The sequence below is a fragment of the Streptomyces sp. NPDC057743 genome, assembly GCF_042798755.1.
Classification (GTDB): domain Bacteria; phylum Actinomycetota; class Actinomycetes; order Streptomycetales; family Streptomycetaceae; genus Streptomyces.
Genome location: NZ_JBHVJX010000031.1, coordinates 1 through 20,462, shown reverse-complemented (window position 1 = coordinate 20,462; position 20,462 = coordinate 1). Strand labels below are relative to the sequence as shown.

15 protein-coding genes are annotated in these 20,462 nt (G+C 74.6%); 8 read left to right on the top strand and 7 right to left on the bottom strand.

All coding sequences use genetic code 11. The features are described 5' to 3' along the window. Positions 1-34: 34 nt before the first annotated feature. Positions 35-706, bottom strand: a complete 672-nt coding sequence (locus ACFVFQ_RS29260) for a DJ-1/PfpI family protein (protein WP_383421670.1) — start codon at positions 704-706, stop codon at positions 35-37. Positions 707-761: 55 nt separating this feature from the next. After that, the gene (locus tag ACFVFQ_RS29255) at positions 762-1,724 is read right to left on the bottom strand and encodes a GlxA family transcriptional regulator (protein ID WP_383421665.1); all 963 of its coding nucleotides are present in this window, start codon (positions 1,722-1,724) and stop codon (positions 762-764) included. Between the two features lie 149 nt (positions 1,725-1,873). Here ACFVFQ_RS29255 and ACFVFQ_RS29250 point away from each other — a divergent pair, with 149 nt between their 5' ends. The 3 genes from ACFVFQ_RS29250 to ACFVFQ_RS29240 all read left to right on the top strand — a co-directional run bounded on the left by ACFVFQ_RS29250 (position 1,874) and on the right by ACFVFQ_RS29240 (position 6,958). Further along, the gene (locus ACFVFQ_RS29250; protein ID WP_383421662.1) at positions 1,874-2,746 is read left to right on the top strand and encodes a hypothetical protein; all 873 of its coding nucleotides are present in this window, start codon (positions 1,874-1,876) and stop codon (positions 2,744-2,746) included. Between the two features lie 133 nt (positions 2,747-2,879). Then, positions 2,880-5,306, top strand: coding sequence for a Tex family protein (locus tag ACFVFQ_RS29245; protein ID WP_383421659.1), 2,427 nt, complete (start codon positions 2,880-2,882; stop codon positions 5,304-5,306). A 437-nt stretch (positions 5,307-5,743) separates the two neighbouring features. Continuing rightward, positions 5,744-6,958 carry a Cmx/CmrA family chloramphenicol efflux MFS transporter gene (locus tag ACFVFQ_RS29240; protein ID WP_383421656.1) on the top strand — a complete coding sequence of 405 codons (1,215 nt, stop codon included), beginning with the start codon at positions 5,744-5,746 and terminating at the stop codon, positions 6,956-6,958. A 118-nt stretch (positions 6,959-7,076) separates the two neighbouring features. Here the strand turns inward: ACFVFQ_RS29240 and ACFVFQ_RS29235 are convergent, their stop codons facing one another. Continuing rightward, complete coding sequence (locus ACFVFQ_RS29235; RefSeq protein WP_383421653.1) at positions 7,077-9,020, bottom strand: FUSC family protein; 1,944 nt, start codon at positions 9,018-9,020, stop codon at positions 7,077-7,079. Positions 9,021-9,277: 257 nt separating this feature from the next. Between ACFVFQ_RS29235 and ACFVFQ_RS29230 the strand changes: the two genes are divergently transcribed. Further along, the gene (locus tag ACFVFQ_RS29230) at positions 9,278-10,273 is read left to right on the top strand and encodes an FAD-dependent oxidoreductase (RefSeq protein WP_383421650.1); all 996 of its coding nucleotides are present in this window, start codon (positions 9,278-9,280) and stop codon (positions 10,271-10,273) included. A gap of 32 nt (positions 10,274-10,305) precedes the next feature. On the opposite strand, the gene ACFVFQ_RS29225 is transcribed toward ACFVFQ_RS29230, so the two are convergent. Both ACFVFQ_RS29225 and ACFVFQ_RS29220 read right to left on the bottom strand, forming a co-directional pair. After that, entirely contained in the window at positions 10,306-11,631 is a 1,326-nt protein-coding gene (locus tag ACFVFQ_RS29225; protein WP_383421646.1) for a M14 family zinc carboxypeptidase, read from the bottom strand. A gap of 85 nt (positions 11,632-11,716) precedes the next feature. Further along, positions 11,717-13,678 carry a Xaa-Pro dipeptidyl-peptidase gene (locus ACFVFQ_RS29220; protein WP_383421642.1) on the bottom strand — a complete coding sequence of 654 codons (1,962 nt, stop codon included), beginning with the start codon at positions 13,676-13,678 and terminating at the stop codon, positions 11,717-11,719. Between the two features lie 161 nt (positions 13,679-13,839). On the opposite strand from ACFVFQ_RS29220, the gene ACFVFQ_RS29215 reads away from it, so the two are divergent. Next, positions 13,840-15,327: a M1 family metallopeptidase gene (locus ACFVFQ_RS29215; protein WP_383421639.1), complete on the top strand. Its 1,488-nt coding sequence runs from the start codon at positions 13,840-13,842 to the stop codon at positions 15,325-15,327. Positions 15,328-15,413: 86 nt separating this feature from the next. Here ACFVFQ_RS29215 and ACFVFQ_RS29210 read toward each other — a convergent pair whose 3' ends face one another. Together ACFVFQ_RS29210 and ACFVFQ_RS29205 are read right to left on the bottom strand one after the other, a co-directional pair. Beyond that, positions 15,414-16,301 carry an oxygenase MpaB family protein gene (locus ACFVFQ_RS29210; RefSeq protein ID WP_383421636.1) on the bottom strand — a complete coding sequence of 296 codons (888 nt, stop codon included), beginning with the start codon at positions 16,299-16,301 and terminating at the stop codon, positions 15,414-15,416. Positions 16,302-16,312: 11 nt separating this feature from the next. Continuing rightward, positions 16,313-17,230, bottom strand: coding sequence for an oxygenase MpaB family protein (locus tag ACFVFQ_RS29205; RefSeq protein WP_383421633.1), 918 nt, complete (start codon positions 17,228-17,230; stop codon positions 16,313-16,315). Between the two features lie 109 nt (positions 17,231-17,339). Here ACFVFQ_RS29205 and ACFVFQ_RS29200 point away from each other — a divergent pair, with 109 nt between their 5' ends. Genes ACFVFQ_RS29200 through ACFVFQ_RS29190 form a run of 3 tightly spaced genes read left to right on the top strand, consistent with a single transcriptional unit; the run spans position 17,340 to position 20,173 of the window. Beyond that, positions 17,340-17,960, top strand: a complete 621-nt coding sequence (locus ACFVFQ_RS29200) for a DUF6230 family protein (RefSeq protein ID WP_383421630.1) — start codon at positions 17,340-17,342, stop codon at positions 17,958-17,960. Positions 17,961-17,975: 15 nt separating this feature from the next. Further along, a complete protein-coding gene (locus tag ACFVFQ_RS29195; RefSeq protein ID WP_383421627.1) occupies positions 17,976-19,253 on the top strand; it encodes a DUF6114 domain-containing protein in 1,278 nt (425 codons plus the stop codon). 41 nt (positions 19,254-19,294) lie between these two features. Next, on the top strand, positions 19,295-20,173 hold the full coding sequence (locus tag ACFVFQ_RS29190; RefSeq protein WP_383421624.1) for an oxygenase MpaB family protein: 879 nt from the start codon (positions 19,295-19,297) through the stop codon (positions 20,171-20,173). Positions 20,174-20,462: the final 289 nt, after the last annotated feature.

The window sequence follows — 20,462 nt, the reverse complement described above, 5'->3', positions numbered from 1 at the left end:
GCCGGGGCCGCCGCCCCCTAGGGTCGTCGCACCGTCACTTCCCGTCGGCGACCTGGTCCCGCCACCGCTCGCCGGCCAGGAGGGCGCGGCCGCCTTCACGCAGGGCCGCGACGACGTCGGCCGGGGCCTTGTCCGGGGCGCCCGCGTCGTAGGGCGGCTGCGGGTCGTACTCGATGCCGAGCTGGATCGTCTGCGCGACGTGGTCGCCGGCGATCCGGCCGGCGAGGGCGAGGCCCATGTCGATGCCGGAGGAGACGCCGGCGGCGGTGACGTACTTGCCGTCGAAGACCACCCGCTCCCCCGTCGGTTCGGCGCCGTAGGTGGACAGTTGGTCCAGCGCGAGCCAGTGGGAGGTGGCCCGGCGGCCCTTGAGGAGGCCGGCGGCGGCGAGGATGAGCGAGCCGGTGCACACCGAGGTGGTCCAGGTGGTGCCGGCGTCCACGGCCCGGAGCCAGTCGTGCAGCGGGCCGTCGTCCATGAGCGCGGTCTGTCCGGGGCCGCCGGGGACGACGACCAGGTCCGGCGCGGTGACGTCGGCGAAGGTGGCGTCCACGGCCACCCGGAGGGAGCCCTTGTCGGTGCGGTGCGGGCCGGTGCGTTCGGCGACGAAGACCACCTCGGCGCCCGGGATCAGGCCGAGGGTCTCGTAGGGGCCGATGGCGTCGAGGGCGGTGAAGCGGTCGTAGAGCACGATGGCGATCTGCATGGGGGCCTCGTTCCTGGTGCGGTGGGAAGTGGTCGGGTGGCGGTCGGTGGGGCCGCTACAGGGACGGCGGGGCGGGTCGGAAGCGGCGGCGGTACTCGGCCGGGGAGGCGCCGAGGACCCGGACGAAGGCGCGGCGCATCGCCTCGGCGGTGCCATAGCCGCACTGCCGGGAGATCCGCTCGATGCCGTCGGTGGTGTCCTCCAGGCGCCGGCGGGCCGCCTCCAGGCGGACCCGGTCGACGTAGCGGCCGGGCGTCATCCCGGTCTCGTCGCGGAAGGCGCGGGCGAAGTGCCGTGGGGAGAGCCGGGCGCGGTCGGCCAGCGCCTCGACGGAGAGGTCCGCCGCGGGGTTCTCGGAGATCCACTGCTGGACGTCGCGCAGCGGGCGGCGCTCGGCGGTCTGGGCGGCGAGCTGGGCGCTGAACTGGGTCTGGTTGCCCGGCCTGCGGAGGAAGACGACGAGGTGGCGGGCGACGGTCAGGGCGAGGTCGCGGCCGAGGTCCTCCTCGACCAGCGCCAGCGCCAGGTCGATGCCGGCGGTGACGCCCGCGGAGGTGGCCACGTCACCGTCGCGGACGTAGATCGGCTCGGGGGCGACGCTGATCTCCGGGTACGCGGCGGCGAGTTGGGCGCACAGCACCCAGTGGGTGGTGGCCCGGCGCCCGTCCAACAGGCCGGCCGCGGCCAGCAGGAAGGCGCCGCTGCACACCGAGACCTTGCGGCGGGTGTGCGGGGCTCGCGCCCGCAGCCAGGCGATCAGGCGGGGGTCGGGGGCCCTGGTGCCCTCGCCGCCCGGGACGAGGAGGGTGTGCGGGGGCGCGGCGGCGTCCAGCGTGGTGTCCGGGACCAGGGTCAGGCCGCTGGTGGTGCGGACCGGGGCGCCGTCCAGGCTCGCGGTGCGGATGCGGTACGCGCCGGGGGTGGCGCGCTCGGCACCGCTGAAGACCTCGACCGGTCCGGAGACGTCGAGGCTCTGCACGCCGTCGTAGAGGACGACCAGCACGTCGCGCTGTTCCATGCCGTCCATCCTGGTCAGCGGGGGCGATGGCGGCAATGACGAGTTTCCCACCTTTCCTGCCTTTCTGCCTTCCTGCCGCGGCAGGGCCGGGAACCCCGCTGGGGGGAGCTCCCCGCAGCGACATACCAACGGGTCGGTAACCTGCTCGCATGACCTCTTCCAGCGCACTGCCCGAACGGGCCGGACGGCACTGTCACAACGCCCTCAACCCCTTCCACTCGGCGCACTACTTCGCCCCCGAACTCGCCGCGGAGCTCACCGGGTTGGGCGTTCCCGAGGGGCGTGCCGGGTACTTCGCCGCCCGGAGCGCGGCGATAGGCGCGGTGGGCCCCGGGACGGTGGCCGCGACCTTCTTCTCCTTCAAGCCCGCACTGATCGCGGAGCACTTCCCGCAGATCTGGACGGTGACCACGCCGGCGGCCGTCCTGGACGCCCGACTGCGCGCGGTGGACGCCTCGCTGCGCCGGCAGCTCGGCGACGCCGTGGTGGAGTCGCCGGAGATGGCGGAGGCGGCCGGGCTGGCGCTGCGCGCCGTCGAGGGCTGCACCCCGCACGCCCGGCCGCTGTACGCCGCACACGCCGACCTGCCGGTACCGGACGCCCCGCACCTCGCCTACTGGTACGCCACGACGCTGCTGCGCGAACACCGCGGCGACGGCCACCTGATGACGCTGCTGGACGCCGAACTGGACCCGGTGGAGGCGCTGGTCACACACACCGCCAGCGGGCGCGGGATGAGCTACCGCGGCATCCTGGCGACCCGCGGCTGGACGCCCGAGGAGCTGACGGCCGCACAGGAACGGCTGCGCGAACGGGGGTTGCTGACCGCCGGGGACGAACTGGCCGAGGCCGGAGTGGCGCTGCGCAAGGACCTGGAGCGGGCGACGGACCGGCTGGACCGGGCGCCGTACGAGCATCTGGGGGCGGCGGGCGTGGCCCGGCTGACCGAGCTGGCGGCCGGGTTCACGGCGCGTCTGATGGAGGCCGGGGCGTTCCCCCAGCAGCTGTTCAGCGACGAGTAGCCCGTGGTGAGCGCCGGGGCGCGTGCGACTTCTCACACCCCGGCGCTCCCGGCCGTGCGGTGCGACAGCCCGGGCCGCCAACCGGCACAATGCAGGCTTCAAGGCAAGTCGCTGGAAGGCGGGCAGGATCAACGTGACGGCAGCCACTGAGCCCATCGGGGCCCTCGGGTCCATCGAAGCGAGGATCGCCGACGAGCTCGGCGTCAAGGAGCGGCAGGTGAAGGCCGCGGTCGAACTGCTCGACGGCGGCTCGACCGTCCCGTTCATCGCGCGCTACCGCAAGGAAGCGACCGAGATGCTCGACGACGCGCAGCTGCGCTCCCTGGAGGAGCGGCTGCGCTACCTGCGGGAGCTGGAGGAGCGGCGGAGCGCCGTCCTGGAGTCCGTGCGGTCCCAGGGCAAGTTGGACGCCGCGCTGGAGGCGCAGATCCGCGGGGCGGAGTCCAAGGCCCGGCTGGAGGACATCTACCTGCCGTTCAAGCCCAAGCGCCGCACCAAGGCGCAGATCGCCCGCGAGGCGGGGCTGGAGCCGCTGGCCGACGGGCTGCTTGACGACCCGTCGGTGGAACCGGCCGCGGCGGCTGCGGCGTTCGTGGACGCGGACAAGGGCGTCGCCGATCCGGCCGCGGCTCTGGAGGGCGCGCGGGCGATCCTCACCGAGCGGTTCAGTGAGGACGCGGACCTGATCGGCGAGTTGCGCGAGCGGATGTGGACGCGCGGCCGGGTCGCGGCGAAGGTGCGGGCCGGCAAGGAGGAGGAAGGCGCCAAGTTCGCCGACTACTTCGACTTCGCCGAGCCGTTCACCGAGCTGCCCTCGCACCGGGTGCTGGCGATGCTGCGCGGCGAGAAGGAGGACGTCCTCGACCTCAACCTGGAGCCGGAGGACCCGGCGGAGACCGGGGAGGGCCCCAGCTCCTACGAGCGGTCGATCGCGCACCGCTTCGGGATCACCGACCGGGGCAGGCCGGCCGACAAGTGGCTTCAGGACACGGTCCGTTGGGCCTGGCGCACCCGTGTCCAGGTGCACCTCGGGATCGATCTGCGGCTGCGGCTGCGGCAGGCCGCCGAGGACGAGGCGGTCCGGGTCTTCGCCGCGAACCTGCGCGATCTGCTGCTGGCGGCGCCCGCCGGGACGCGCGCCACGATGGGTCTGGACCCCGGTTTCCGCACGGGCGTGAAGGTCGCCGTGGTGGACGCGACCGGCAAGGTGGCGGCGACCGAGACGATCTACCCGCACGTGCCGCAGCAGAAGTGGGACGCGGCGCTGGCGACCCTGGCGCGGCTGGCCCGGGAGCACCGGGTCGAGCTGATCGCGATCGGCAACGGCACCGCCTCCCGGGAGACCGACAAGCTGGCGGCCGAACTGATCGCCGCGCAGCCGGAGTTGAAGCTGACGAAGGTGATGGTGTCGGAGGCCGGCGCCTCGGTGTACTCGGCCTCCGCGTTCGCCTCCCAGGAGCTGCCGGAGCTGGACGTGTCGCTGCGCGGCGCGGTGTCCATCGCCCGCCGTCTCCAGGACCCGCTGGCCGAACTGGTCAAGATCGACCCCAAGTCGATCGGGGTCGGCCAGTACCAGCACGACCTGGCCGAGACCAAGCTGTCACGCTCGCTTGACGCGGTGGTCGAGGACTGTGTCAACGGCGTTGGCGTGGACGTCAACACGGCCTCCGCGCCGCTGCTCGCCCGGGTCTCCGGCATCAGCTCGGGCCTGGCCGAGAACATCGTCACCCATCGGGACGGCAACGGCCCGTTCCGCTCCCGCAAGGCCCTCAAGGACGTGCCGCGGCTGGGCCCCAAGGCGTACGAGCAGTGCGCGGGGTTCCTGCGGATCCGGGGCGGCGACGATCCGTTGGACGCCTCCAGCGTGCACCCGGAGGCGTATCCGGTGGTGCGGCGGATGGTGAAGTCGGCGGGCGGCGAGGTGAGTTCGCTGATCGGCAACACGGCGGTGCTGCGCTCGCTGCGGCCGGACGACTTCGTGGACGACTCCTTCGGGCTGCCGACGGTGACCGACATCCTCCAGGAGCTGGAGAAGCCGGGCCGGGACCCGCGTCCCGAGTTCCGCACCGCGACCTTCAAGGACGGCGTGGAGAAGATCGGCGACCTCCAGTCGGGGATGGTCCTGGAGGGCGTGGTGACCAATGTCGCCGCCTTCGGGGCGTTCGTGGACGTCGGTGTCCACCAGGACGGCCTGGTGCACGTGTCGGCGATGTCGAAGAACTTCGTCAAGGACCCGCGGGACGTGGTCAAGCCCGGCGACATCGTCCGGGTCAAGGTGCTGGACGTCGACATCCCGCGCAAGCGGATCTCGTTGACCCTGCGGCTGGATGACGAGCCCGGCAAGGGCGCGCCGGCCGGTGGCGGCGAGCGGCGCGGCGGCGCCGGCGGTGGCAAGGGGCCGCGCGAGGGCAGCCGGGGCGGCGCGCCGCGGCAGCGGCAGGGCGGTGGCCAGCGAGGCGGCGAGCGCCGCGGCGGCGGCCGGGACGCCGCACCGGTCAACGACGCGATGGCGGACGCGCTGCGGCGGGCCGGGCTGCTCAACGACATGAAGGGGCGCTGACGTTCGGCGACCTCACCGTGCGGCGGCGGGACGGCCTCCCGCCGCCGCGCGGTGTCGTCGCCGGGCCGGTCCCGGCGTGACGGCCGGGCGCGGATAAAGCCGTGGACGCGGGCCGGGGCGCGCGGTTAGCCTGCGGATCATGTTCAGCCCCGAGTCCTCAAGACGCTAGCCACCGGGCGTCGTCCGGTGGCTCCTCACGTTGCCGTTCCGCGGCCGCGGCGCCGCCCCCTTGGGCTGCCGTCGTGCCGGCGGGCGCCGTTGCGCGCCGCCACGTAGAGGTCTTCTCCCACCACCGGGCCGCCCGTACCGGGCAGGTCTTGTCATCGCGGTAGCCGGGGCTGCCGCTTCCTTCACCGGTCCCTCCGCGCGCCGTTGGCCCCGCCGACGGCGCCCCGCGGTCCGGGCCGGTCCACCGTGTGGTTGCGGAGATCTTGTCGATGCCATTCGTTCTCTATGTGCTCGCGCTGGCGGTTTTCGCGCAGGGCACCTCCGAGTTCATGCTGTCCGGGCTGATTCCGGACATCGCCGCCGATCTGGCGGTGTCCATCCCGGCCGCGGGCGCGCTGACGTCGGCGTTCGCGGTCGGGATGGTGATCGGGGCGCCGCTGATGGCGCTGCTGAGCCGGCGTTGGCCGCGGCGGCGCGCGCTGCTGGTCTTCCTGGTCACCTTCTTGTTGGTCCATGTCGTCGGCGCGGTGACCACCAGCTTCGCGGTGCTGTTGGCCACCCGCGTGGTGGCGGCGCTGGCCAACGCCGGCTTCCTGGCGGTGGCGTTGGCGACCGCGGCCGCGCTGGTCGCGCCCGACGCCAAGGGGCGGGCGACCTCCGTCCTGTTGGGCGGCACAACGCTGGCCTGTATTGCGGGCGTTCCGGCGGGTGCCGTGCTGGGGCAGGAGTGGGGCTGGCGCGCGGCGTTCTGGGCGGTGGCCGCGGTGTCGGTGCCGGCGGTCGTCGCGCTGGTGCGGTCGGTGCCGGGCGGGGCGGGTGTTGCGGCCGGTCCTGACGGTGCGGGCGTTGTGGCGCCGGACGCGCGCGGTGAGTTGCGGGCGCTGCGCCGCCCGCGGCTGCTGGTGGCCCTGTTGCTGGGCGCGCTGGTCAACGGTGCCACCTTCTGCACCTTCACCTACCTCGCGCCGCTGGTCACCGACGTCACCGGGTTCGGGGCCGCCGGAGTGCCGGTGGTGCTGGCGCTGTTCGGGCTCGGCTCGTTCGTCGGCGTCACGGCCGGCGGGCGGCTGGCGGACCGGCGGCCCCGGCCGGTGCTCGCGCTCGGCGGCGCGGCGCTGCTCGTGGGCTGGGTGGCGTTCGCGCTGGCGGCCGGCGATGCGGTGGCCGTCGTCGCGCTGGTCTTCGTCCAGGGAACGCTGTCGTTCGCGGTCGGCTCCACCCTGATCGCGCGGGTGCTCTATGCGGCGTCCGAAGCGCCCACGCTGGGCGGCGGTTTCGCGACCGCGGCGCTCAACGTGGGCGCGGCGGCCGGCCCTTGGCTGGGCGGCGTCGCGCTCGCCGCGGGCTTCGGCTACCGCGCCCCGCTGTGGGTCAGCGCCCTGCTGGTGGCGGCCGCGCTGGTGCTCGGCGGGGCGGCGGAGGCGGTCCGGCGGCGACGGCGGGCGGCCGGGGGCGCGGCGGGGGTGCCGGTGGGGACCCCGTAGGCGAGCCCGTGAGGGGGACTGTCCCGTAAGGAGGAGGCTCAACGCCCCTCCCCCGCCGCCCCATTGGGACACTGTGCGGCCACCCCGCCCTCTTCGTGCGGGGCGGCCGCCCGTCCCCTCAGCGGGCCAGAGCGTACTCCCGGAGCCGTTCCAGTTCGGTGGCGACGGCGGTGAGGGTGGCGCAGTCCGGGATGGGGCGCAGGGCCGGGGGCGGGTTGCCGGGCGGGCGGCGGTTCGGGTCCTCCAGGGCGTCGGCCATGGCGGCCAGGGCGCGGCAGAGGCGCTCGGCCTCCTCCGGGCTCGGGCGGTGGGCGCCACGGTCGAGGCGGACCGCACAGGCGGTGGCGGCGTCGACGATGCGCTCCACGGCGGTGACGATGGTCAGCCAGTCGGGGTCGGCGGCGCGGACCGTGCGGAGCTCCGCGGCGGCGGTCTCGGCGGCCGCCCGGGCCTGGGCCAGCGTCCGGTAGGCGTCCCGGCGCAGCGCCAGCCGGCGGGCGGGATCGGTCGCGTCGGGCCGCGGCTGAAGGACGTGGCGCAGGAAGCGTTCGGTGCTGCGCAGGGCCTCGGTGACGCGCGGGCCGACGCGGCGGCGCGAGTCGGCGAGGCGTGGGAGGTGGCCGACGACGAGCACGATCGCGCAGGCGAGAGAGGTGTCGACGATTCGTTCGCCGGCGGCCTGAGGGGCGCCGCCGACGTACACGAAGGACAGCACCATCAGCGTGATCGCGCCGGTCTGGAGCGCGAAGTGCCGGGTGGCGAACGGCAGCAGCGCGCCGGCCGCGCCGGCGATCAGGGCGGGCCACCAGTCGCCGGGGAACAGCAGCCCGGCGGCGGCGAAGACCAGGACGCCGGCCGCGGTGCCGGCGAAGCGGTTGACCGTACGGGAGAACAGCGGGCCGAGGTCCGGCTTGACGAGGAAGGTGACGGTCGCCGGGAGCCAGTACCAGTGCTCGGCGCGGAGCAGCAGGGCGGTGGCGGTGCTGGCGCCGATGCAGAGGGCGACCCGCAGCCCGTAGTCCCGGGCGGCCGGGCCGAGGGCGCGGCGGGCGCGCGCCGGCCGGGCGGGCGGGGCGTCGGCACCGGGCGCGGGCCGCGGCTGAGGCCGTTCCCTGGCGAACGCGACGGCGGCGTCCAGCAGCGCGTGGTCGAAGGCGCCGCGGGCGGCGGAGCTGTTCTCCGGGGCGGAGAGCCGGCCCGGTGGCCGGCCGGTGCGCAGCGCGTTCGCGAACCGGCGGGGGCTCGCGGCGACCCGGGGCGTCAGCGGCCGGGCCTCCCACAGCAGCGCGACGCTGGCCTCGCAGAGCGCGGTGGCGGCGGCGAACCGCTCGGCCAGCAGCAACTCCTCGGTGCGGGCCGGGCGGCGCAGCAGTCGGCTGGTGAGGCGGCGCAGCCGCAGGGCCTCGTCGGCGCGGTCCAGGGCGGCGGTGAGGCGGCGCCGGGCCGGCTCGGCACCGGGACTGCCGACCGCCGCCAGGGCGTCGGCGAGCGCGTCGAAGACGGCGGCGACGGCGGCCCGTTCACCGCTGAGCGGGCCGCCGGCGGGGCGCGGCGTCCGCAGCACGAGGCGGAGCAGGAGCAGCCAGAGGCAGCCGGCGAGGACGTACAGCGCCTTGGCCCAGGGCGCGCCGGGCAGCGGCATGCCGGCGCCGAGGACGGTGGCGGCGAGCATCTGCATCCCGGCGGTGGAGCGCACCGGCCCGGCGAGGCTGCCCGCGCCGGAGACGAAGCCGACCACGGCCAGCGCCGGCACCACCCACCACCCCGCGTCGGCCGCCCGGAGCGAGGCCCCCATCAGCATGCCGAGGGCGGAGGCCAGCGCGGGCAGGCCGATGTGGACGATGCCGGTGCGCCGGGTGCCGGGGCGGTCGTTGACGCCGGCCAGCATCGAGCCGAGGGCGGTCAGCACGCCGGGCGCCGGGTGGCCGGTGGCCAGCCCCGCGCCGAGCAGCGGTCCCGCGCAGAGCGCACCCCGGGTCACCGCCGCCCACGGCACGGGCAGCCGCTGCCAGCGGAAGGGATGGGCGAGCCAGGCGGGCAGGGCGCGCCGGTGGCGGGGCATGGGGCTCCTCTGGCGAGACGGGCGTACGGGATACGGGGCGCGGCCACGGGGGTCGCGGGCGGATCCGAGGGGCGTCATCGGCCGACGGTGCCGGGGCCCGCCGGCGGCGCGGCGCGGGCCGGGCCTCCGGGGGCCCTACCAGCGTACTTTCCGTTTCGGTCCGGCTCACTGCCGGAGGGTTACGCGTACGTCACACCCGGACAAGATCCAGGCGACGGGGGCACGGCACGGACGCGGAACCCGAGGAGGCACGGAAGATGGCCGAGGAGCGGGCGGTGGCCCCGGAGATACACGTGGTCGGCGGCGGGGTGATCGGGCTGAGCTCGGCGATCGTGCTCGCCGAGGCCGGCCACCGGGTACGGGTGCTGGCCCGGGACGGGGCCGGCGAGACCACCTCGGCGGTGGCCGGCGGCCTGTGCTGGCCGTACCGGATCAGGCCGTACGACGAGGCGGTCCGGTGGTCGCTGCGCTCGCTGGAGGTGTTCACCGGGCTCGCGGGGCGGCCGGCCCAGACCGGGGCGCGGCTGGTGGCGGGCATCCAGGCGGACGCCGGGGGCGACGCCCCCGAGGAGGGCCTGGAAGCGTGGTACGCGGCGGTGCCGGGGCTGCGGCGGGCGCGGGCCGAGGAGCTGCCGCCGGGGTGCGGCGCGGGGTGGCGGGCCCGCACGCCGCTGGTGGAGATGCCGGTGTACCTGCGGTATCTCCAGCGGCGGTTGGCGGCGGCCGGCGGGACGGTGGTGGCACGGCCGGTGGCGTCGCTGGCGGAGGCGGCCGAGGGCGCCTCCGCGGTGGTGAACTGCTCCGGGCTGGGCGCCCGCGAGCTGGTGCCGGACGCCGAAGTGCACCCGGTCCAGGGCCAGTTGGTGATCGTGGAGAATCCGGGCGTGACGGAGTGGTTCAGCGCCGCCGATGCGGGGTCGGTGGACACCACGTACCTGCTGCCGCAGCCCTACGGGCTGGTGCTGGGCGGGACGGCGCGGGAGGGCGCCTGGTCCCGGGAGCCGGATCCGGCGGTGGCGGAGGCGATCGTGGCGCGCTGCGCCCGGTACGTGCCCGAGGCGGCGCGGGCCCGCGTGCTGGCGCACCGGGTGGGGCTGCGGCCGGCCCGCCCGGCGGTGCGGCTGGCGGCGGAGCGACTGCCGGACGGGACGGTGTGCGTGCACAACTACGGCCACGGGGGCGCCGGGGTGACGGTGTCCTGGGGGTGCGCGGACGAGGTGCTGCGGCTGGTGGGCGCGGAGTTGGCGCAGTGAGCGAGGAGTTGGCGCGCTGACCCGCCGCCGACTCAGCGGTCGAGCGGGGTGCCGGCCACGAGGTGGCCGTCGGCCCGCCCGTCGAGCAGCAACGGGACCAGCGCGCGCAGGGGTTGGCGCAGCGGCACGGTGGCGCCGCCGTCGCCGTCCCACCGCCAGCGCACCCCGTGTGCCGCGAGGACCGGGCGGACCCGGGCGAACTGCGCGGCGTCCAGGCGGTAGGCGCGCGGCGGGTGGGTCAACACCCGGTCCGGGTCCGGGGGTTCGTTGTCGGCGCCGGCGAGGTAGACGGGACCGCGGTCGGCCAGGCCGGCGGCCCGGGCCGCGGTGGTGGCCGTCTCGATGCGCCCGCGCTCGCGGTCGAGGAAGGCGAACAGGCCCTTCAGGGCGGCGCGTTGGGCGGCGACCCGGCGGCGGTTGCCGGCCGCCGGGTCGGCCGGCCCGGCGGCGAGTCGCTGGCCGTCGGCGCGAGTCTCCACGAGCAGCGCGACGGAGCCCTTGATGCCGGCGGTGTTGCGCAGGATGCGCCCCTGGCCGTCGCCGGCCACCTGCTTGACGGGGGCGCCGGTCGCCGGGTCGGTCCAGATGCCGTAGACGCCGGTGGTGAAGCCGGCCCGTTGGGCGGCGGGGGCGACGAAGTAGCGGGACAGCATGAGGGAGGCCCGGTGGACGGGGGCCGCGGTGTTGCGGTTGCGCGGCCACAGGGAGAGCAGGTCGCGGTCGTACCAGGGCGGCTTGGGGGTGTATTCGTGCAGGTCGTAGACGGTGTCGGGGCGGTAGTCGCGGAGCTGCGCGGCGATCGCTTGGGCCTCGGGGGTGGTCAGTGCGAGGTGGTCGCGGTTGAGGTCGATGCGGTCGGCGTTGCCACGGGTGTCGGCGGCCCGGCCGTCGGGGTTGGCGGTGGGGACGACCAGGACGCTGGTGTGCGCGAGGAAGCGGGTGGTGGCCGGGTCGGTGGCGCGGGCGAGGTCGCGGACGGTGCTCAGGCAGGCTTCCCGGCCGGCGGGTTCGTCGCCGTGCTGGGAGCAGATCAGCAGCACGGAGTTGCCGCGGCGGACGGCGGCGGGGTCCTTGGGAGCCGGTCCGCCGATCCGGACGAGCCGCAGCGGGCGGCCCTGGACGGTGGTGCCGATCCGCTCGACGCGGACCCGCGGGGAGGCCCGGTCCACGGCCGCCAGGAACGCGGTCTCCTCCGGCTCGCTGGTCCAGCGGGCGCCGTGGCTGGCCTCGAATCCCGTGCGGGGAACGGGCGTTGGGGCGGTGGGCGCGGGCGGGAAGGGGGCGAACGCGACGGTGCCGGCGGCCGCCAGGGCGCCGAGGGCGAGGCCGCGGGGGCGGGGTGTGCGCAGGGGTGCCACGGGGTGCCTTTCGTGGGTCGGCGAGGGGTGGGGCCGCCCCGTGCCCGCGGGGCGGCCCCTGGGCGTGCGCTCGCCCTCGGTTTCGCTACGGCAGTCGGCTGAGCGACGCCGGCGGGGCGATGCCGTCGGCGGGCCGGGCCGGGTGGCCGGCCGTCGGCGAGCCCGCGGTGGCCCGGGCGAGGGCCGGGGCGCCGCCGGTCAGCGGGAGCCGGGCGGTGGTGCGGGGCAGGTCGAGGGTGAGGGTGGGCCGGGAGGCGGGCGGGTCGATCAGGTCCTTGTCGGTGCCGGCGACGATGAGCGCGAGCCGGTGGCCGGCGGGCACGATGTGGTCGCTGGCGGCGAGTTGGACGGTGAGGGTGTAGGGCTTGCCGGGGGTGAGCGGGTGGCCGTGGTGCGGGTCGGTGGCGTGGCCGAGGTCGGCCCAGCCGCGGCTGAAGACGGTGAAGCCGACCTTGCGGGTGTCGGCGGCGGTGTCCTTGAAGCAGCCGGTGTCGCCGGTGGTGCCGGCGCCCCAGCAGCTCGTGGTGGTGCCGGTGACGATGCCCTCGCCGTCGCCGCCGTAGTTGCGGATGGTGTCCGGGCCGAGGTCGACGAGGACGGCGGAGAGGTGGGCGCTGGTGGTGCTGGGGGTGGCGGTGACGGTCACCGTGCCGGCGCCGGAGAGCCGCAGCGGGGCGGTCAACGGACCGGTGGTGAAGCCCGCCTTGGCCGGGGCGGCCCGGTCGATGGCGCCGGCCCAGTCGGCCTCGCCCAACTTGGGGTCGTCCGTGAAGGCGGCGGTCTGGCCGGCCGGGGTGGGCCGGGTGCCGAGCGCGCCGACGCCGGCGGTGGTGCCGTTGCGCGGGTGCAGGGTGACCGCCGCGGTGCCGGCGGCGGGCCAACGGGCGTCCGTGGCCCAGGCGTCGGGGGCGCGCTCGATGTCGGCCATGGGGGCGCGGTCGATGCCGTTGGCGTAGCCCATCAGGTAGTGGTCGAACCACTGGTGGAGGGTGCGCACCCAGTCGGCGCGACGGTAGTCGAAGGGGTCGACGTGGCCGGTCTGGGAGAGCCAGATCTTGCGCTGGACGCCGTGCCGGGCGAGCGCGTCCCACCACTGGCCGAAGTGCTTGGTGCGGACGTTGAGGTCCTGCATGCCGTGGACGAGGAAGACGCTGGCGCGGACCTTGTCGGCGCCTTGGACGTAGTCCCGCTCGGTCCACAGGTCGGTCCAGTCGCCGTTGCGCGGGGCGCCCTTGACCAGTTTCTGTTGGACGGCGGTGCAGTTCTTGTGGGCGGCGGGGCTCTCGACGGCGCTGGCCAGGCCGTCGGGGCCGGAGTCGTAGAGCGGGGCGCCCTGTTGGAAGTAGTAGTCGTACCAGGAGGAGATGCCGGAGATCGGGACGATGGTCTTCAGGCCCGAAACGCCGGTGGCTGCGACGCCGTTGGCGATGGTGGCGTCCCAACTCTTGCCGATCATCCCGGTGTTGCCGTTGGACCAGTCCGCGGTGACGGCTCTGCCGCCGGAGCGGGCGGTGTAGCCGCGGGCCCGGCCGTTCAACCAGTCGACGACGGCCTTGGCGGACTGCACGTCAGAGCGGCCGCCGACGTCGACGCAGCCGTCGGAGCGGTTGGTGCCGGCCAGGTCGACGAGGACGGTCGCATAGCCGCGGGGCACGAAGTAGTTGTCGTAGAAGAGCGGGAACTGGACCGGGCGGCCCTGGGCGTCATAGGTCTTCTTCTGGCTCTCGTTGCCGCGCCCGCAACAGGAGTAGTAGGGGCTCGCGTCCATGATCACGGGTATTTTGCGGCCCTGTTTGGCGGGTTCGGAGGGCCGGATGATGTCGGCGGCGACCCGGTCGGGGTGACCGTTGCCGTCGCCGTCGAGCCCGGTGTCCACCCAGACCGTCTCGCGGATGGCGTGGGCGTAGGAGTAGACCGGGGTGCTCTCCTTGGGCGCATGGGCCGCGGACGCCGCACCGGGGGCGGCGAGCAGCGCGAGGAGGGCGAGGACGGCGGTCAGGACGAGGGTTTTCCAAGGGGGGTGGGGGGTTGCGATGCGTATCGTCACGGGCGGACGGTAGCGCGGGTCAACTCCCGTGCAGAAGGGGGCGTTACGGGGTGCGTGTCGATGAGATGTCGGTCATGTGTCAGATGTGGCCATGGACATGACGCGGCCCCGATGCGTACATAAGCTCAAGAGATCGACCTCCCCTACGAGTTGGAGGACTCGTGCGTCACAGACTTCTGGTGCCGGGTGCGGCGGCGCTCAGCCTGATGCTGGCGATCCCGGCGTCGGCGGCTGACTTCACCCCCGGTGCCCCCGACGTGGGCGACAGCTACTACCCCGAGAGCGGCAACGGCGGGTACCGCGTCTCCCACTACGACCTGCGGTTGAAGTACCAGCCGAAGACGGACCTGTTGGAGGGCACGGCGACTCTGCTCGCCAAGACCACCCAGGACCTCTCCCGCTTCAACCTGGACTTCGGCCTGAAGGTCAGCGAGGTCCGGGTCAACGGCAAGAAGGCCGCCTTCGCCACCTCCGGCAAGCACGAGCTGGAGGTCACCCCGCCCAAGGGGCTGCCGAAGGGCGAGGACATCAGCGTGGTGGTCCGTTACGCGGGCAAGCCCTCGGAGCTGAAGATCGACGGCTTCACCGCCTGGGCGCGCACGCCGGACGGCGGGGTGGTGGCGCAGGAGCCGGACTCGGCGGTGTGGTGGTTCCCCAGCAACGACCACCCCAGCGACAAGGCGACGTACGACATCTCCATCGCGGTGCCGGACGGCACCCAGGCGCTCAGCAACGGCGTACTGGCCTCGAAGACCTCCAAGTTGGGCTGGACGCGCTACAACTGGCGCTCGGACAAGCCGCAGGCGACGTATCTGACGACGCTGGCGATCGGCAAGTTCGACATCACCACGGACACCACCGCCGACGGCACCCCGGTGATCAACGCGGTCAGCCCGGACCTGGGCGCCAACCTGGGGTCGGCGCGGGCCAGCATCGAGCGCACCACCGAGGTCACCGAGTGGCTGGAGAGCGTCTTCGGCCGGTACCCGTTCAACGCGGTCGGCGGCTACGTCCCCAACGTCCCGGCGCACTACGCGCTGGAGACCCAGACCCGTCCGTTCTACGGCAAGCAGGCCTTCGACAAGGGGACCAACGTCTCGGTCGTGGTGCATGAGTTGGCGCACCAGTGGTACGGCGACAGTGTGTCGCTGAAGGACTGGAAGGACATCTGGATCAACGAGGGCTTCGCCGCGTACAGCCAGTGGCTGTGGTCGGAGAAGGAGGGCGAGGGCACCGCCCAGCAGTTGGCGGACTACGTCTACGCCCAGCACCCGGCGGGCGACCCGTTCTGGACGGTGAAGCCGGGCGACCCGGGCGCGGACAAGCAGTTCGACTCGGCGGTCTACGACCGCGGCGCGCTGGCCCTCCAGGCGCTCCGCGTCAAGCTGGGCGACAAGGTCTTCTTCGGCCTGCTGAAGTCCTGGCCAACCGAGCACCGGTACGGCAACGCCTCCGTCGCTGACTTCGTGAAGTTCGCCGAGCAGAAGTCCGGCAAGCCGCTGGCCGACTTCTTCGACACCTGGCTGTTCCAACCGAGCAAGCCGCAAACCGGCGCGGGCGCCCGGGCGTTCGCCGCGCGGGGCCTGGTCGCCCAGCCCAAGTCCTGGAAGCAGATCGCGGCCACCCACGCCGTGCACGACGGTCACTGACGTGGGCGGCGGGCGGGGGCCGGGCGCGCCCGGCTGACGCCCGCACGCCTTGAGGGCCTGTCCGACCCTGACCCGTCGGACGGGCCCTAGGGCAGGCCCTGGCGGCGGGCCGCCCGGTGCTCCCGGCGGGCCCGCCGCGCGGCCGGCAGGAACCGCAGCCGCTCCGGCAGCACCGGCACCACCAGCCGCACCACCAGGCCCAGTCGGCGCAGTCGGCGCTCTTGGGCGTCGGTCCACGGCAGGCCGATGGCGCGCCGGGCGTCCGGCGGCATCAGCCCGATGGTCAGGAAGCGGCGGAGGCGGAGGAAGCCCGGCCGGAGCGCCGGCCAGGCCAGCCGGAGCAGCAGTCGCAGCCACCGGGGGCCGCGGTCGGGCGCCGGCACCGGCTGGTCGGTGGCGATCAACTCCCGTACCACCGCGGTCTGTTCGATCTCGGTGTCGAGGACCTTGCGGTAGTAGGGCCAGAACTCCTCGATGGTGCCCGGCATGTCCCGGTCGTGGATGCCGAGGACCCGGCCGACCCGGAGCCACTCCGCGTAGAGCTGCCGCTCCTGGGCGGGGGTGAAGGGGCGGCCGAGGTAGCGCTGGGCGTGCCGGAAGACGGGGTAGCCGGTGGCGTGCACCCAGGAGAAGTAGGCGGGGGTGAGCGCGTGGTACTTCCGGCCGTGCGGGTCGGTGCCCTGGATGGTCCGGTGCAGCCTGCGCAGCCGCCGGCCCTCCTCGGCCGCGGCCGGCCCGCCGTACACCCAGAGCTGGTACGAGGTCAGGGAGCGTTCGCCGCGACCCCAGGGGTCGGTGCGGAAGACCGAGTGGTCGTCGACGCCGGCGCCCACCGCGGGGTGGGCGACCTGGAGGGTCAGCGCGGCGGGCAGGGACAGCAGGGTCCGCACGTCCCCGACGAGCGACCAGAGCACGCCGCCCGGCGGCGGGGGCGCGGGATCGGGGTGTTCGGGCGTCTTTCGTACCGTGTCCATACCGTTACTCATCATACGGCGGCTCCCAGCGGCCGGCGGGCCCGCGGGTCGGTGCCGGGCCGGTGGGTGGCCCAGTAGGCCAGGAAGAGCGCCGGGGCGATCCGCAGCGGCGGCGGCACCGGCGCCATCAGACACCGCACCAGCCGGGCGAACCTCCGTAGCCGCCGCTGCTCCCGGTCGCTCCATTCGAGCCCGAACCGCGCACGGAGGGCGGGCGGCAACGTGCCGACGGTGACCAGCAGCGCGTAGTGGGCGGCGAGCGCGGCGAACGGGCGCCAGAGTGCGGCCGGTACCCACCACACCGGCGGCTTCTGCGGCCGGGCCAGCTCCGCCAGCACGTCGCGCACCGAGTCGTTGAACTCCAGCCGCTCGGCCACCACGCCGTCGTAGTAGGCGCAGAACGAGGCCCAGTCGGGCGGCAGATGGTGGCCCTTGAGGCCCCAGACCCGGCCGACGTCGCGCATCTCGCGGTAGTACGTCTCGGTCTCGGCCGGCGTCAGGCCCCGGCCGAAGAGCCGCAGCGCCTCGACCGGGCCGCGGACGAGGGTGGCGTGCACCCAGTGGTACGCCTCCGGGTGCAGCGCGTGGTAGCGGCGGCCCTGCGCGTCGACGCCCTTCATCTCCCGGTGCACGTCGATCAGTCGCCGGGCCTCGGCGGTGGCCGCGGCCTGCCCGCCGTAGATCACCGTGCTCAGCGAGCCGACCGTGCGGAGCAGCCGCTGCCAGGGCTCGGCGCGGAAGTCGGAGTGGTCGGCGACGCCGGCTCCGACGACGGGGTGCGCGACCTGGAGCAGCAGGAGCTGAGGCGACGTCAGAAAGGCCCGGGTGTCGCCGAAGTGGCGCCAGGCGACGCCGCCGCGGCGGGGCGCCCGGACCCGCGCAGGGGCCTGCTCCGCCCGGCGTTCGAAGGGGGTGTCGGCTGTCGTCACGGCGTCCCTCCCGCTCCTTGCTGAATGCGTGTCAGCAGTGTTGACGCGGCTCGTGAAACAAGTCAATAGTCCTTGTAACATTGACTCACTCCATCGGGAGGTTCCCGAAATGGCCGCGAGAGCACGTGAGTTGAGCCCCGAGGGACGGACGCACTGGAAGCGCACCGCGGTGATGCTGGTGCCGGGCGTGGCCTGTGTGGGGGCGGTGGTGATCGCCCTGGCGCAGGGGGCGATGGCGGCCTCCTTCGCGGTGTCCGGCAAGAACTTCAAGGTCTCCGCCGACGAGATCACCGGCCGGGGGATCTCCAGCTTCCCGTCGTCGCTCGGCGGCTCGGACGGCACCGGTCACGCGGTGCTGCTGGCCGGCATCAGGTCCGGTACGGCCAGGGGCGTCTGCCTGTCGGTGAAGCAGCAACTGCCGCTGGTGGGCGAGGTGTCGCTGCTGGTCCGCTCGGGCGGCGACCGGCCCGTGCGCGGCCAGGACCTCGTCGTCAACGCCGACGCGCTGACCAGCAGCGGGGGTCGGGTGACCGGCGTCCAGGCGGGCCGGGACGCGTCGACCCTCACCGGGGCGCCGGGCGTCAGCGGGCCGCGGGGCCTGTTCGGAGTCCAGGCGGGCACCGCGGTGGCCCGCGACGTCAAGAGCACCGCCTGGGCCTCCAACGGCGGGTCGCTCACCCTCGACAAGGTCGAGATCGAGCTCAGCCACACCGGCAAAGAGTGCTACTAGCCGCCAGGAGGGCCCGTGTTCACCTTCGTCCTCGGTTTCCTCGCCGAGCTCGCCAAGGAGACCGGCAGTTGGCTCGACCGCGTCCTGCCGGCGCCCGGACTGCGCCGCCCGCTGCGCTCCTGGCGCCGCCGACGCCCCTTCTGGGCCGGGCTGTGGGCGGTGGCCGGCGGACTGGAACTGATCGCGCTGCCGCTGGCGCCGCTGCCGTTGATGCTGAGGGTCGGCGTCGGCGCGATGTCCGCGGTCGGGGTCGGACTGGTGCTGATCGCCGGCGGCCTGTTCTTCGTCTTCGCGCCCGCCCAGCGGCTGTTCGTCTCGGTGGTGACCGCCATCGCCGCCCTGGTCTCGCTCGCGACCACCAATCTCGGCGGCTTCGGCATCGGCTGCGGGCTGGGGCTGTTGGGCTCGTCGATGGCCTTCGGGTGGCTGCCGGACGCGGCGCCCCCGGGACCGGCGGACGCGGCGGAACCAACGGGGGAGGCGGTGGCCGCGCGCCCAAAAGCGCCTGAGGGCCGGCCCGGGCGGCTGCCCGGCGCCGCCGCCCTCGCCCTGACCCTCCCGCTCGCCCTCGCCGCCGGGTTGACCACCGCGGCACCGGCCCGCGCGACCGGCGACGCCCCCGGCCACATCCCGCTCCCCTGCCTCTCCGGCCCCGACACCGGAGGCGCCGACGACCCCGCCCCCACCGGCCCGCCCCCGTCCGGCGGCGGCCGGTCCGCACCACCCACCCGCACCGCCCACCCCGGTGAGATCGGCACCCCCGGCGACCTCACCGCCCTCGCCCCACCCGTCGTCATCGGCCAACAGCCCGGTCCCGGCCGCGCCACCTACCCCGTCAGCCCCTACTACCCCACCGTCGGCGCCACCCGCCTGACCGCCACCGACGCCGTCGTCCACGGCGCGACCTATCTGCCCACCCTGGGCGGCGGCCGGATCAAGGTCCTGTGGGTGCACGCCGCCCGGATCGTCGCCGACGACTACCGCCTGAGGGTCACCGGACCCGACGGCGCCCCCCATCTCCTCGACGTCCAACTCGACATCCGCAACGTCGACGTCTACGCCACCTACCTCCAAGGATCCCTGGAAATCCCCTGGTTGAGGGTGCGCACCCCGCGGATCTGCCTCGGCGCGGACGTGATCCCCGCCAACCTCCCGATCGCCGTCCGACTGCCCTCGCTCACCCTGCGACCGGTCACCGCGGGCCAGGTCCTCGTCGACGCCGCGGAGGTCCGCTACGCGCTGCTGGGCAGCCATGAGGGGCTGTCCGGCCATGACCCATCGGACAGGCCCTAGCCGGCCGCCCGCACGCCACCCACCTGAAGGAGGCACGCACCATGGGCCGCTACACCCGACTGCGCACCATCCGCCGGATGGATCCCGAGCGGGACTTCGAGCAGATCTTCCGCTGGCTCATCCAGTACGAGTTCCCGTGGGACTACACCCAGGGCGTCTCGATCGCCTTCCTGCGCGACTACGGAGTCCCGCGGATCTCCCAACTCCTCGACCGCACCCAGGAGTTCGAGCGCAACGGGCAGAAGCGCTACGACGACACCGTGCTCCTCGGCTACGAGCTTGCCGCCGACGGCCTCGACTCCGACCGGGGCCGCGCCGCCGCCCGCCACCTCAACCGCATCCACGGGAAGTACCGCATCCCCAACGAGGACTACCGCTACGTCCTGGCCACCACCGTCGTCGGCCCCAAGCGCTGGATCGACCGCTACGGCTGGCGCCCGCTGTGCGCCAACGAGAACGCCGCCCTCGCCCTGGTCGGCCACAAGTTGGCCACCCTGATGGGCATCGAGGGCGCGCCCCGCACCATGGCCGGCTACGAACGGCTCCTGGACGCCTACGAGGCGGAGATGTTCGCCTACCACCCGGCCAACCACCGGGTCGCCAACGCCACGTTCCGGGTCATGGCCTCCTGGTACCCGGCCGCGCTCCGCCCCGCCGTCGCCCGCTTCTCCCTCGCCCTGCTCGACGAACCGCTGCTCACCGCCCTCGGTTTCCCGCCGCAGCCGCCCTGGTTGCAGGCGCTGGCCCACCGCACGCTGCGCGCCCGGGCGGCGCTCGTCCGGCTGCTGCCCGCCCGACCCGCATCCCGGCCCGGCCTGCACCGGCCCCGCTCCTACCCCTTCGGCTACACCCTCGACGACCTCGGGCCCGCCTGGGCCCAGCACCGCCCGCTCCTTCCACTGCCCCGCGAGGACGCCTGATGACCGTGCTGATCTCCCGTTCCCCGCTCACCGGCGAGCCGGTCGGCGAGCATCCCGGGCACGGCCCCGAGGAGGTCGGGGCCGCCGTCGCGCGCGCCCGGGAGGCGGCGCGCGCCTGGGCCGCCGCGCCCGACTGCTCGGCTGGAAGCGGTCGTTGGCCCGCCGCATGGACGAACTGGCGGAGTCGATCCGCGCCTAGGTCCTGTCGTCAAACTCCCGTCGTTCGCCCGGAGGGCGGGCCGGGCGGTGGTCGGTGCGTGCTCTCGGCGTGCCGGGCGATGGCCCCTGT

Bases quoted from the DNA above. Each gene is read 5' to 3' on its own strand.
- ACFVFQ_RS29260 (WP_383421670.1), bottom strand. From the start codon at position 706: ATGCAGATCGCCATCGTGCTCTACGACCGCTTCACCGCCCTCGACGCC.
- ACFVFQ_RS29255 (WP_383421665.1), bottom strand. From the start codon at position 1,724: ATGGAACAGCGCGACGTGCTGGTCGTCCTCTACGACGGCGTGCAGAGC.
- ACFVFQ_RS29250 (WP_383421662.1), top strand. From the start codon at position 1,874: ATGACCTCTTCCAGCGCACTGCCCGAACGGGCCGGACGGCACTGTCAC.
- ACFVFQ_RS29240 (WP_383421656.1), top strand. From the start codon at position 5,744: ATGCCATTCGTTCTCTATGTGCTCGCGCTGGCGGTTTTCGCGCAGGGC.
- ACFVFQ_RS29235 (WP_383421653.1), bottom strand. From the start codon at position 9,020: ATGCCCCGCCACCGGCGCGCCCTGCCCGCCTGGCTCGCCCATCCCTTC.
- ACFVFQ_RS29230 (WP_383421650.1), top strand. From the start codon at position 9,278: ATGGCCGAGGAGCGGGCGGTGGCCCCGGAGATACACGTGGTCGGCGGC.
- ACFVFQ_RS29210 (WP_383421636.1), bottom strand. From the start codon at position 16,301: ATGGACACGGTACGAAAGACGCCCGAACACCCCGATCCCGCGCCCCCG.
- ACFVFQ_RS29200 (WP_383421630.1), top strand. From the start codon at position 17,340: ATGGCCGCGAGAGCACGTGAGTTGAGCCCCGAGGGACGGACGCACTGG.
- ACFVFQ_RS29190 (WP_383421624.1), top strand. From the start codon at position 19,295: ATGGGCCGCTACACCCGACTGCGCACCATCCGCCGGATGGATCCCGAG.